Genomic DNA, 12,754 nt, shown 5'->3' on the forward strand with positions numbered 1-12,754 from the left:
GGTCTATCGGTGAAATAATATAAGCTTTCCTGCTGGAGATGAGCAACGATGTGTTTTCTCTTCTAATCCTTTTTCTTTCAGGAGGTTTTCTCCGGTCACCTTGGCTTCTTGATCATTTGCTGATTCGAATGATTCATCAAGAATTTTTTCACCAGTTGGTTCGAATGCCGTTAATTTATAAGTTTTCATCATAAAGACTCCTTGTAATGTAGTTGAATATTCCGATATTTAATTATATTTTGGCATAATTCCATCAATCTTGCAAAAAGAAACATACTTATTTAATGAATCTTTTTTAGTTTTATATCGTAAATAAATGAAAGGGAGGGACAGAATTTATATGTCTTTAAAATTAGAAAATGTTACGAAGAAGTTTGGTCAATTTACCGCAGTAGATGATATATCTATAGAAATACCTGAAAAGGAAATGTTTGGTTTTTTAGGAGCGAATGGTGCTGGAAAGACGACTACTTTTCGAATGATTTTAGGGTTAATTGATGCAACCAAAGGAAACATCACTTGGCAAGGTAAACCCATTAATTATTCAGTGAGTGGTCAGATTGGTTATTTACCTGAAGAGCGTGGGTTATATCCAAAATTACAAGTGAGAGAACAACTTGTTTACTTAGCACGGCTAAGAGGGATGGATAAACAATCTGCCTTGAAGGAGTTAGACAACTGGCTTGATCGCTTTAAAGTACCTGATTACAAAACAAAAAAAGTAGAGGAGTTATCAAAAGGGAATCAACAAAAGATACAATTTATATCTAGTATTTTACATAAACCTAAGCTATTGATTCTTGATGAGCCATTTAGTGGGCTAGATCCAGTAAATGTAGAGCTGCTAAAAGACGCAGTTGTAGACTTGAAAAATAGTGGTACATCAATCGTGTTTTCTTCCCACCGTATGGAACATGTTGAGGAGTTATGTGAGCATCTTTGTATCATGCAAAAAGGTAGGCCAGTCGTACATGGTGAATTGAAGGAAATTAAGCGTTCTTATGGAAAAAAAACATTAATCATTCATGGTGATTTTTCAATGGCTTTTTTACAAGACCATCCTGCGGTGAAGAAATTTAAAATGACGACAGAAGGGGTGCATCTGCAAATTGAAAATGAATTGGCAGCGGACGATATACTAAAGGATATTGTTGGCAAAGGATTTATTCGCAAATTTATGCTTGAAGAACCATCTTTAAATGACATCTTTATCGAAAAGGCAGGTGCTTCTTATGAGTAATTTTTGGACAATTCTATGGCATACGTATTGGACAAAAATAAAAACAAAGTCTTTTCTTATTACGACAATTATTACGGCACTTTTATTTGTGCTGTTAGCCAATATTACAACTATTATCGATGCTTTTTCAAATGAAGAAACACCGAAAGTGGCAGTGATAGATGAAACAAACAGTTCCATCCAAGCAATAGAACGTATAGAGGCATATACATCAGAGGAAGTCATATTAGAAAGTGTACAACAGTCAGAAGCTGAAGTGGACGAGAAGGTAATATCTGGGGAATTTACAGGTGCACTTTACTTAACTTCTAACGGTGAAAATCTCATTAGCGGTGAATATAAATCTTTGAGTATAGCTGATACTACTATCTCTAGCTTATTGCAAACAGCTTTGCAGCAAATAAAGACAGAATTAACTGCAGAGAGTATAAATTTATCACCAGAGCAATTGCAAACATTGTATGCACCTGTATCGTTTGAGACGACTGCACTTGAGGAAAATGCCAAGTCTCAAGAAGAATTAAGTCAGGCAAGAGGTCTTGTTTATGTGGTCTTATTTTTAATTTATTTTGCTGTCATCATGTATGCGAGTATGATTGCTAATGAAGTGGCAACTGAAAAGTCATCTAGAATCATGGAAATTCTTATATCAAGTACCCCACCTGTTCAGCAAATGTTTGCTAAGATACTCGGAATCGCTCTCTTGAGTGTGACACAAATGCTGATATTAGGTTCCATTGGTTTTATTGCATTGAGAGAAAGCATGTCTAAGCTTGAAGGTGGCTGGTTCGAAGCGTTTGGGTTTAGCAACTTATCTCTTGGTATATTGGTTTATGCAGCCATCTTTTTCTTATTAGGCTATTTTTTATATGCGACCCTAGCCGCCTTTCTTGGGTCTTTAGTTAGTCGGATTGAGGATGTTCAACAAATGATTATGCCAATGACGATGTTAGTAGTTGTGGGCTTTTTACTCTCAATGTATGGTCTATCTAACCCAGATACAACTTTTATTACTATTGCCTCTTATATTCCTTTTTTCACGCCAATGCTGATGTTCTTAAGAGTAGGAATGCTTTCATTGCCGGTATGGGAACCAATATTAGGCATGGCCGTTCTTATTGTGACAACAATTATTTTGGCGATATTCGGTGCACGAGTGTATCGCGGCGGTGTCTTAATGTATGGTCGCTCATCTTCGTATAAAGATATTAAAAAAGCGATTCAATTAACGAAGAAAGAAAAATAAGTATTTACATTCAAGCTTCTCATACTTGTGTATGGAGAAGCTTTTTTAGCAAAAAAGAATTGATAAATGTAGTAGTGAACATTAATCTGCCGGCTCTGCTAATGTTTATTTATCGGTTCGTAACAACTTTCCCCCTTTATTGAAGAAGAGGCAGTGAAATAAAACAAATTAATGACAAATGTAACTATTTGCTTTTTGCCTTTCTTGACATACTTACACTAACAAGGCGAAAGGGTGTGAGCGGATGATTGCCTCACTAAATGGGATTGTGAAACGTTATGATTCGAAACTAGTGTTGGACTACATTGATTTGGATATAAATGAGGGTCAAATTATTGGTTTACTCGGTCCTAATGGAGCGGGAAAATCAACATTAATTAGATGCCTAACAGGAATGGAGACAGTTAATCAAGGGAATGTTACGTTATTTGGGGATGGAAAAAAACCATTTCAGAATAAAAACAAAGAAAAAATTGGTTTAGTCACGCAGGAAATATCGATTTTTCCAGAATTAACAGCACAGGAGAATGCGAACTTTTTTGCCGGAATTTACGGGTTAAAAGGGGAAATGAGAAAAAGAAGGGTGGCAGAGGCCTTAGCGTTTGTTGGATTAGCAGAACATACAAAGGGAAGGGCACAAAATTTTTCTGGAGGAATGCAAAGGCGGCTGAATATTGCATGTTCCTTAGTTCATGATCCTAAGTTTTTAATTATGGATGAGCCGACGGTGGGGATAGATCCTCAATCGCGAAACCATATTTTGCAAGCTGTAAAGAAATTACAAAGAAACGGAACGACTATTCTATATACAACGCATTATATGGAAGAGGTTGAGGCGATTGCATCAGAGGTTGTGATATTAGATAAAGGGCAAATCATTACAAGAGGAACAGTTCAAGATTTGATTCGAAACATTCAGCATGAAGAGAGAATCAAGGTAGAAGTAAGTCATCCTGAAGAAGTCTCTTTGGAGAGTATTCAGGCACTGCCAGATGTAAAACAAGTCATTAAAGATGGGAATCAAATTTTGGTTGTGTCTTCTGCTAATTCAGGACACCTTGATCGTATTTTAACGATTATAAAAGAGGACTCTGGTGTTGTCGGCATTAATGTAGAAAAAGCAAATTTAGAGGATGTTTTCTTAACTTTGACTGGAAGAACCTTAAGGGATGGAGGTAGTGCATGATGCGTGTCCTAAGAACCATTCCTTATACAGTGATTCGAATGAGTAGAGACTATATTACGCTATTGCTGCTCTTAGTTGTTCCGATTATCCTTATTACCATTTTTTATTTCGTATTAGGAGACTTAAAAAATCAATACGGTGATCCTGCGTTCTATGATACAGCACAGTTAATGACACTCGTGTTTCAATTGTTTGGCGGTTCAATCGTGATTGCCCATATTCAAGATGATTTATTTTCTCCAAGACGGCAACGTTTAATGGTGGCGCCGATTAGCCGACCTTTTTATGCTCTCTCAATCTCATTATGTGGCATGTTATATTCCATTTTTCTGGGTTTTTTGTTATTTCTATTTACAGGAATAGGCTTAAAGGTGGAGTGGGGAAATGGATTTTGGGTAATGTACATCATTGGCTTATTGGCTGTACTATCAAGCCTTGTAAGTTTAATTCTTATTTTTGCAGTAAAGAACTTTAAATTAGCAGAACGGTTAAGTGAAGTATATGGAATTGGATGTATTGTGTTGGCAGGGTTGTTTTTTCCAATTCCTGATTATACGGTTATCACATTCATTAATGAATACCTTAATCCTCTATTGTTAGCTGCTAATGCAATTGGTTATGCACAAAGCAATTTATTTCCTGATGCTTATATTTATATGTTTCGGTTAGGAGTAGGAATTGTAATTACTTTTATTATTGTGTTTGTGCTCGGTAGGAGGAAGATTTAAATGACTGTTTTCCACTTTGTACTGAAGAGAAGTATTGCAAATAAAACAAGTTTGTTGATTCTATTTCTCTTCCCAGTTGTTGCGATCTTTCTGCCATCAGGAGAGTATTGGCCACATCTTCCATACGGATATCAATATTTTGGTATTTTTATTTTGTTTATTAGTTTGAAGCTCTCTGGATTAATTTTAGAAGATAGAATGAGAGGAATTGCTAAAAAGGTATCAATTGCCCCCATCAGTCATTTTAGTTATCTAGCACAAAATTTGCTAGCATATTTTTTCATTTTAATATTACAATGTCTGATTTTAGTTTATGGAGGCGTATTAATTGGGACAGAACTTTACCAGCCCTTTTGGTTACTCATTTTATTTATTACATTTAGTATGGCATCGATTGCCTTTGCACTAATGTGGATTTCATTTTTTCGTAATAAAGAAATATCTATGTTAATTTTTATGTCGATTATCAGTATAATTGCTTTAATCGGTGGCGTCTTGATTCCAATCGAGTTGTTACCTGAATTATTACAAAAAATAGCGATTATTTTGCCGACTTTTTGGCTAGCTTGGGGTATAGACTGGATTGTTTTTGGTGGCGAACTGAAGGAGTTTCTGCTTGTGAATGGAATGCTTATTTTGTATATGTTTTTATTTTTAATTACAGGAAGTGCGAAAAAATTGCATTGATAGCTGAGGAGAGGTGTGCATATGAGAGTGTACGAGCGATATTTCAGATTTGTGATATTTTGGCGAATAGTACAATTACTTATCCTAGCACATCTTTGGCTCACAAGTACTGCTGGCTTTGAGGCAATTGTTTTTATCCTGCTTTTGCTCATTGTTATGAGCATACGTATAAGATTTTCTATACCAAAATGGAGTTTTCTTATTGAAATAGTCCTCTGTATCGTTTTCATTCCATATTTTCCGTTTGCCCTATACGGTTTAGCCATCGCTATTTTCGAAGCAGCAATAGTCGGAAAGTGGTGGTTGGTTTTCCCAATGACGATTTTCATGATTGCTTACTCTGCCTTTGATATGACTTTGATCTGGTATAGTTTACTCACAGTATTAGTCGGAAGCTTCACTTATCAGTCAATGAAAGAACGTAAGCAACTAGAAAAGGCTTTAGACAAGGAAAGAAAAGAAAAGCATGAGCTTGAACAGATCAAAATGGAGCTTTTAGAAGCTTATTTTGAGGTGGAAAAGGCAGCAGAACTGAAGGAGAGAAATCGGATATCAAGAGAACTGCATGACCACCTGGGGCATGATTTAACAGGTGCCCTTCTAGCTATTCAAGCATATGAACAAGTAGAAAATAAAAATCAAGCACACACCCTTCTGGAACAGGTGAAAATCAGGCTTTCAAGGAGTACAACGAGATTAAGAAATACAGTTCATAATCTCACACCAGTTACTTATATAGGTGTTGATAGGTTGCAAAGAATCGTAGTAGATTCAGAGCCATTACTCATAGATTTTCAATATAATGGAAATGTTGAAAATGTATCTTCTCAATCTTGGGTGATGTTGGAAGCATGTCTTAAGGAAGCTATTACAAATGTAAGTAAATATAGTAATGCGACGAAAACGAAAGTTGAACTTGATATTACTGAAACACTTGTAAGGTTGAAAATCCATGATAACGGTACCAATACCCAAAAATCAGTGAACGGAAGTGGACTAAGAAGTTTACAATTAAGGGCAAGAATGTTAAAAGGAAGCTTTACAATTGATCGTCAAAATGGGTACTTGCTCGTATGTGTTTTACCTTTACAGAGAAGGGGGAAGTAGCTATGGATATATTAATTGTGGATGATGATCGTTTAATTTGTCAGAGCTTACAATTACTTCTCGATAAAGAAGAAGATATAAAAATTGTTGGTGTGGTCGAAAATGGAAGTGAAGCGATTTCTTTTTGTGAGAAAGTGCAGCTAGATGTTATTCTAATGGATATCCAAATGCCGGTGTTGAATGGAATTGAAAGTACCAAGGTTATAAAAAGAAACTGGCCACATATTAAAATAATGATGTTGACAACCTTTAAAGACGAAATGAATATTCGGCTTGCTTTAAAAGCAGGTGCTGAGGGCTACATCATAAAATCTAGTAAGATTAAAGATATGGCCAAACAGATTCGTGCAATCGGATCAAATGCGAGGGTTCTTACTCCGGAAGTACTTGATAAACTTGTGCTACAAAATAAGTCAGATGGGTTCTGGGCATTAACCGAAAGGGAGAAAGACGTAATGGAACTTGTGGTGGAAGGTTTATCGAATAAAGAAATATCGAAGCAGCTTTATTTAAGTGAAGGAACCGTACGTAATGTTCTTTCTATTGTTCTTGATAAACTTGAGCTACGCGATCGTACACAACTAGCCATTTACTATTGGCAACGGCAAAAATAGGGTGTCAACTCGAATCTTACACCGCATGTAGAGAAAAGCAGTTGATTATTATCTAAACAAAACCGGGAGATGAGTCCGGTTTTTCTTATGCGATAAAAAACGAATATTTCTTAATAGAATTTAGCAAGTTGATATAAAGGTCAAAACTACCATTATGGTGACGGAGCTGAGTCGTCTAATCCCTTCATTAAAATTGAACATTTTTAATTCTACAATCGACCAAGTAAGAACGTGCATTCGCTTTTGGTTTGCGTTAAAATAAAAGAAAAATGTAAGAGGGATAAAAAATGGAGCCTATCAAATTTATTCATGCTGCAGATTTACATTTAGACAGCCCGATGGTGGGATTAAAAGACTTACCCGACTTCATATTTGAGCGGTTAAAGGAAAGTACATTCCGTTCATTTATTAAGCTCATTGATGTTGCAATAAGTGAAAAAGTTGATTTTGTTATCTTAGCGGGAGATTTATATGATGCAAGTGATCGGAGTATAAAAGCACAAAACATCTTGCGAGAACAGATGTTACGTTTACATAAGGCTAGAATTCGTGCATTTATTGTTCATGGTAACCATGATCATCTAGGTGGAGAGTGGATTAAATTAACGATGCCAGAGAATGTATTTATTTTTGGTGAAATACCAGAAGTAACTAGATTTAAAAAAAACGATACAATTATTCATCTTTATGGCTTTAGTTACAAAGAACGACATGTCGATGAAAGAATGGTTCAGCTTTATCAGAAAGAAGAAGCGGCTGGTTATCATATCGGCATTTTACATGGCAATTTGGAAGGATTAACAGAACACGGGAACTATGCACCGTTTACGATTTCTGACTTGATAGAAAAGCAGTTTGATTATTGGGCCCTTGGTCATATACATAAAAGAGCTGAAATCAATACAGTGCCGCCAATTATTTATCCAGGGAATATACAAGGACGACATAAAAAGGAAACAGGTATAAAGGGTTGTTATTTAATAGAATTACAAGAGCATACTTGCGAGAAGCGATTTATTGAGACAAATGATGTGGTTTGGGATGAAGTGGTCCTTGATTGTAGTTCATTCAATTCTTTTGAGGTTTTATTATCAAATTGTCTCAACTTGTTAGAATCAAAAAGAAGAGAAGGAAAAGCCATTATACTTAAATTAGAATTACAACACTTAAGTATGAGTGAAATAGAAGAAAAGGCCTTTAGGTCAGGTGAATTAATAGAATTTCTCCAAGAAACTGAACGAATACAACAATCCTTCGTTTGGGTAAATGAGTTAAAAGTTAAAAAGCAGTTAGTGTGGGATGAGGAAAGTTTACGAAGTCAGTCACCTTTTTATAAAGAAATGTTAGATCTTGCAAATGAAGAAATAGTACTGAAGGCATTATCCCCATTATATAGGCATAAACAAGCAAGTCGATGGATAGATGAAATATCACAAACAGATCAAAAAGAAATTGTTGCAGATGCAAAGCAATTGTTACTTGAACTATTAGTGGAGGGGGTGAACGAATGAAGCTTAAAGGTATGGAGATCTATGGTTACGGAAAATGGGAAAATATCAAAATTAAACAGTTAAACGATTTTCATTGTTTTTACGGGCAAAATGAAGCGGGTAAATCAACACTGATGTCTTTTATTCATAGTATGTTATTTGGTTTTCCATCTAAAAAAGGAAATGAAAGAAATTATAAACCTAAGAATAGTAGTCAATATGGTGGAAAATTGATTTTCACTTTACCAGATGGTCATGAAGCAATGATTGAGAGAGTAAAGGAAAGAACACCGGATGAAGTGAACGTTGTGCTCAGTTCCGGAAGAAGCGGTGGTTCTACGTTATTAGAGGAATTGCTCCAAGGGATGGACCAACCATTATACCGAGCGATCTTCTCTTTTGACCTGTTTGATATTCAAAATGTGCAATCATTTAGTAAAGAAGATTTAGGGCATTTTTTATTTTCTTCCGCGGTTGTTGGAACAGATGGCATTTTAAAGGCAGAACAATATTTGCAGAAGCAACTCGATTTGCGTTTTAAGCCATCTGGAACAAAGCCAGTTTTAAACAGCGGTTTAAAAGAGCTAAAAAAAGCATATGAAAATCTAAAAAAAGCGGAAAAAACGAATAACCTTTATAAAGAACGAACTGAGAAAAAAGAAGAATTAATTTATAATAACGAACTACTTGAACAAGAAGTGGAACAGTTAGAAGGGATGCTAAGCTCTTTAAGGAAGTGGTTTACGGTTGAGGAAGTATATCTTCATTATTTAAGTTTACTAGATGAAGAAAGTCAATTAGACGTAGATGAATTTCCAATAGATGGGTTAAAGCAATTAGAGGCTATACAACAGAGTAAGGAAGTATTAGAAGACCAAAGAAATGAACTCATCATGAAAAGAAGTACCCTTGACGAAAAATTAATGAATGCAGGATTACAGAAGCAAATACTTGAAAATAGAGCAGAAATCGAAGCTGTTTGCGAACTGAATACTGTCAGAGAGAATCAAGTGCAGACGAAGAATGAATGGCAACTCGAAATAAAAGCTTTGGAGGAAGAATTGCAGCATATGTCAGATAAGCTGCATATGCAAATATCTGACGAAGAGATTTTATCTTTTGATACGAGTATGTTTCAAAAAGAACTTATCTCTAATGTAATGAAGAAAAAGTCGCGGTTGTCCGATAGAAAAGTACAATTGGATGAAGAGTCGGAGACTATAAGAACTGAATTAAATGGATTAGAAAATAAAATAAATGAAAGTAGAAAGAAGTTACTATCAAGAGAAGAGAGAGCAAACATTCTTAAACAAATCACTACTTTTGAGCAAAAGGAAAGTCACCATCAGAGATTAACTGAAATCAATGTCAATATACAATTGCTCACAGAGAAACATAAACAAGCAATTACTAAGGATAAGAGATCCCAAAAAATTGAATATATGAAGATAAGTTCACTTTTATTATTATTTATTTTCATTGGCATATGGGGATTCTTTGAAGCTTCATTCCTCATCCAAGCATTAGCGATTGGTGGAATCTGTATTACTTTTATTAGTTCTTTTTTTAAACAGAAGGCAGTCTACTCTGATGGAATAAAGGATGAATTAGATTTTTTAAGACAACAAAAAGTGGTATTAGAAAAACAAGAGCCCATCGCTGCTAAGGAGCAGGTAGATGAATGGAAGCAGCAAATTGAAAGGGATAAAGAGCAAGAAGCCGAAGTCGCCGAATACGCTCGGCGATTAGATTATGTCAATAGTCAGTATGAAAAAATCATTGCCGCATATGAAGTGTGGGAAGGTGAGATGAGAGAAGTTGATAGTAAGATAGATCTCATTGCCGAGCCATATAGATTAAATAAATCAACTATGAAAAATCAATTACTTGATGCCTTCTTATTGATTGAAGAGATGAAGGGCACGATTAGAAAAAGGAAGATAAAGAAAGCGAAATTGGATGACTTAAGCCAATCTATTACTAATATAGAGGAGAAACTATCTCATTATTTCTCGTTAGTGGTTATCGAACCACGCTCTTATGCTGATGGCGTGATTCAGTTAAAAGATATCATCGATAAAGAAAGAAACAAACTTGCAAACTTTGAAAAAAATAAGGAAATAAGAGAATCAATCCAATCAGATATTACGATTATAGACGAGAAAATAGCAAATAGAGAAAAGCATATTCAATCGTTACTAGAAGAAGCAGGTGTGTCTTCAATCATAGCTTTTAAAGAAAAAGGGATGGCTGCTAAAAGGAAGCAAGCCATTAAAGAAGAGCTACGAACCGAAAAATTAAAGTTAAATATGACAAACTTATCACAAGAGACATTAAATAAATATGTTGAATTAAGACCGACAGAAGAACAAATAAAAGAATACCAAATAAGCATTGATACGAAGAAAGAAAGAATAACCAAGCAACAAGAAATACTACATCATCTTTCTTATGAAATTAAACAATTAGAAGAAGGTGGAATTTATGCTGAACTATTACACAAATACAAACAATTAAAAGCAGAATGGAATGAGTTGGCAAAGGAATGGGCCGTGTATGCAACAGCAAAGAGCTTACTATCTGAAACGGTAAACACCTTTAAAGAAGAAGAATTCCCAAAAATATTAAAGAAAGCTGAGAGGTATTTTTCTGATTTAACATTAGGTCAATATAAGCGGATTTTTTATGATAGCGACAAAGACCATTTATTATTAGAGCATAAGGAAGGGATGTTTTTTGAGCCAAGATCGTTAAGTCAATCAACAGCTGAGCAACTTTATATTAGTTTGCGGTTGAGCTTGGCAGAAATTGTGTTCCATCGGTATCAGCTCCCTTTTATAATTGATGATGGATTTGTGAACTTTGATCATAAAAGACTGGAAGAAGTAATGAGAGTACTAAGAGGTAAAGAGGAGCAGATTATTTTCTTTACTTGTCATAAAGGGATGTTGCAAAGTTTTAACGGGGATGAACTGATTGATTTAAGTGAACTACAAACAGCAACAAGCTTTTAAAAATGAAGGCTTTAAGATAGATATGATATACTTTTACTTAAAGGTAAGACTTAGAGGAGGCAGGTGTAACGATGACTAAAGGAATTGTTTATTACGATACAGGAGAGCAGGTTGAATTGTTCTTACTAATAAAAAATGCTACAAAAGGTGTGGCAAGTAACGGTAAACCTTTTTTAACTTTGATTTTTCAAGATAAAAGTGGGGATATCGAAGCAAAACTTTGGGATGTTTCCGAACAGGATGAAAATAATTACGTGCCAGAAACAATTGTCAAAGTGGCGGGAGATATCTTAAATTATCGTGGACGACAACAGCTACGGATAAGACAGATTCGTACGTCAAATGAAAACGATACGGTAAAGTTAGCAGACTTTTTAGAAACTGCCCCTATTGACGCTGAAGAAATGATGGGGAAAGTCACACAATACATTTTTGAAATGAAAAACCCTAATATTCAAAGAATCACTAGACATTTATTAAAGAAATATCAAGCTGAGTTTCTAGAATATCCTGCAGCGACTAAAAATCATCATGAATTTGTCTCAGGTTTAGCTTATCATGTTGTTTCAATGTTAGATCTCGCTAAAGCGATTGCAAATCTTTACCCTACGTTGGATAAGGATTTATTATATGCAGGTATCATTCTGCATGATTTAGGTAAAGTTACAGAGCTATCTGGTCCTATATCCACAACTTATACAGTAAAAGGAAACTTACTCGGCCATATTTCCATCATGGTAAGTGAGATTGAGACGGCGGCTGAGGAGCTATCAATTCAAGGAGAAGAGGTCGTTATTTTACAGCATATTGTTCTGTCTCACCATGGTAAGGCAGAATGGGGTAGCCCGAAACCGCCTTTAATTAAAGAAGCGGAAATCATTCATTATATTGATAATTTAGATGCGAAAATGAATATGCTTGATCGATCATTATCTAGAGTCAAACCAGGTGAATACACAGAAAGAGTTTTTGCGTTAGATAATCGGGCATTTTATAAGCCGACCTTTCATGAATAACTTAGAAAAGCAAGTATGTGAAATGTAAGAATGTCACATAACTTGCTTTTTTTGCGGTTTACCAGTCGGGTGTATGTGTTCGTGATGGCTATGGAAATGAGAGTAAGGTGAGCAAAATGGTTATGAAAAATTTTTTGCATATTATGGGACGAGCAGACATATTTTCTAATAAGAGAGTAAGGAGGAGTCCAATGATACCTATATGGCTTTACTTTGTGATTGCAGGTATTTTCATTAGCGCATTTATGGCGATTAAGACAGGTAGGGATGAAAGAAAGGCGGAAACTGCTCAAATTGAGCAGGAAGGTGAAGTTTATATGCAAAGGTTAGAATCCGCTAGGGATGACAAACGAGAACAATATGAAAGGCAAGAAGGATAATAAAGGTCGAACCATAGATACGAAAGGAAATATACCCATAAATAGT

Annotated in this window: 12 protein-coding genes; 11 read left to right on the forward strand and 1 reads right to left on the reverse strand. The window is 35.3% G+C overall.

Going from position 1 to position 12,754, the window contains the following annotated elements:
* Positions 1-3: 3 nt before the first annotated feature.
* The gene (locus tag MHI57_RS23305; RefSeq protein WP_095369924.1) at positions 4-189 is read right to left on the reverse strand and encodes a YhzD family protein; all 186 of its coding nucleotides are present in this window, start codon (positions 187-189) and stop codon (positions 4-6) included.
* A gap of 151 nt (positions 190-340) precedes the next feature.
* Between MHI57_RS23305 and MHI57_RS23310 the strand changes: the two genes are divergently transcribed.
* From MHI57_RS23310 to MHI57_RS23360, 11 genes are all read left to right on the forward strand, one after another.
* Entirely contained in the window at positions 341-1,240 is a 900-nt protein-coding gene (locus tag MHI57_RS23310; RefSeq protein ID WP_307318332.1) for an ABC transporter ATP-binding protein, read from the forward strand.
* Complete coding sequence (locus MHI57_RS23315) at positions 1,233-2,486, forward strand: ABC transporter permease (RefSeq protein ID WP_095369923.1); 1,254 nt, start codon at positions 1,233-1,235, stop codon at positions 2,484-2,486. The genes MHI57_RS23310 and MHI57_RS23315 overlap by 8 nt, the downstream gene beginning before the upstream one ends.
* A 244-nt stretch (positions 2,487-2,730) precedes the next feature.
* Positions 2,731-3,672: an ABC transporter ATP-binding protein gene (locus MHI57_RS23320; RefSeq protein ID WP_322909133.1), complete on the forward strand. Its 942-nt coding sequence runs from the start codon at positions 2,731-2,733 to the stop codon at positions 3,670-3,672.
* Positions 3,672-4,400, forward strand: coding sequence for an ABC transporter permease (locus tag MHI57_RS23325; protein ID WP_095373490.1), 729 nt, complete (start codon positions 3,672-3,674; stop codon positions 4,398-4,400). The genes MHI57_RS23320 and MHI57_RS23325 overlap by 1 nt, the downstream gene beginning before the upstream one ends.
* On the forward strand, positions 4,401-5,087 hold the full coding sequence (locus tag MHI57_RS23330; RefSeq protein WP_340978367.1) for an ABC transporter permease: 687 nt from the start codon (positions 4,401-4,403) through the stop codon (positions 5,085-5,087).
* A 21-nt stretch (positions 5,088-5,108) separates the two neighbouring features.
* Entirely contained in the window at positions 5,109-6,194 is a 1,086-nt protein-coding gene (locus tag MHI57_RS23335; protein WP_095369920.1) for a sensor histidine kinase, read from the forward strand.
* A gap of 2 nt (positions 6,195-6,196) precedes the next feature.
* Complete coding sequence (locus tag MHI57_RS23340; RefSeq protein ID WP_095369919.1) at positions 6,197-6,808, forward strand: response regulator transcription factor; 612 nt, start codon at positions 6,197-6,199, stop codon at positions 6,806-6,808.
* A 287-nt stretch (positions 6,809-7,095) separates the two neighbouring features.
* The gene (locus MHI57_RS23345) at positions 7,096-8,319 is read left to right on the forward strand and encodes a metallophosphoesterase family protein (protein ID WP_340978369.1); all 1,224 of its coding nucleotides are present in this window, start codon (positions 7,096-7,098) and stop codon (positions 8,317-8,319) included.
* Entirely contained in the window at positions 8,316-11,312 is a 2,997-nt protein-coding gene (locus MHI57_RS23350; protein WP_340978370.1) for an ATP-binding protein, read from the forward strand. Before MHI57_RS23345 ends, MHI57_RS23350 begins: the two co-directional genes overlap by 4 nt.
* 71 nt (positions 11,313-11,383) lie before the next feature.
* Entirely contained in the window at positions 11,384-12,328 is a 945-nt protein-coding gene (yhaM, locus tag MHI57_RS23355) for a 3'-5' exoribonuclease YhaM (RefSeq protein ID WP_095369916.1), read from the forward strand.
* Positions 12,329-12,519: 191 nt separating this feature from the next.
* Entirely contained in the window at positions 12,520-12,708 is a 189-nt protein-coding gene (locus MHI57_RS23360; protein ID WP_095369915.1) for a sporulation YhaL family protein, read from the forward strand.
* Positions 12,709-12,754 lie beyond the last annotated feature (46 nt).

The sequence above is a fragment of the Cytobacillus sp. FSL K6-0129 genome (genome assembly GCF_038007625.1).
In the GTDB taxonomy this organism is placed as follows: Bacteria; Bacillota; Bacilli; order Bacillales; family Cytobacillaceae; genus Cytobacillus; species Cytobacillus kochii.

Coding starts and splice junctions, on each gene's coding strand:
- MHI57_RS23305 (WP_095369924.1), bottom strand. CDS start 189: ATGAAAACTTATAAATTAACGGCATTCGAACCAACTGGTGAAAAAATT.
- MHI57_RS23310 (WP_307318332.1), top strand. CDS start 341: ATGTCTTTAAAATTAGAAAATGTTACGAAGAAGTTTGGTCAATTTACC.
- MHI57_RS23315 (WP_095369923.1), top strand. CDS start 1,233: ATGAGTAATTTTTGGACAATTCTATGGCATACGTATTGGACAAAAATA.
- MHI57_RS23320 (WP_322909133.1), top strand. CDS start 2,731: ATGATTGCCTCACTAAATGGGATTGTGAAACGTTATGATTCGAAACTA.
- MHI57_RS23325 (WP_095373490.1), top strand. CDS start 3,672: ATGCGTGTCCTAAGAACCATTCCTTATACAGTGATTCGAATGAGTAGA.
- MHI57_RS23330 (WP_340978367.1), top strand. CDS start 4,401: ATGACTGTTTTCCACTTTGTACTGAAGAGAAGTATTGCAAATAAAACA.
- MHI57_RS23335 (WP_095369920.1), top strand. CDS start 5,109: ATGAGAGTGTACGAGCGATATTTCAGATTTGTGATATTTTGGCGAATA.
- MHI57_RS23340 (WP_095369919.1), top strand. CDS start 6,197: ATGGATATATTAATTGTGGATGATGATCGTTTAATTTGTCAGAGCTTA.
- MHI57_RS23345 (WP_340978369.1), top strand. CDS start 7,096: ATGGAGCCTATCAAATTTATTCATGCTGCAGATTTACATTTAGACAGC.
- MHI57_RS23350 (WP_340978370.1), top strand. CDS start 8,316: ATGAAGCTTAAAGGTATGGAGATCTATGGTTACGGAAAATGGGAAAAT.
- yhaM (WP_095369916.1), top strand. CDS start 11,384: ATGACTAAAGGAATTGTTTATTACGATACAGGAGAGCAGGTTGAATTG.
- MHI57_RS23360 (WP_095369915.1), top strand. CDS start 12,520: ATGATACCTATATGGCTTTACTTTGTGATTGCAGGTATTTTCATTAGC.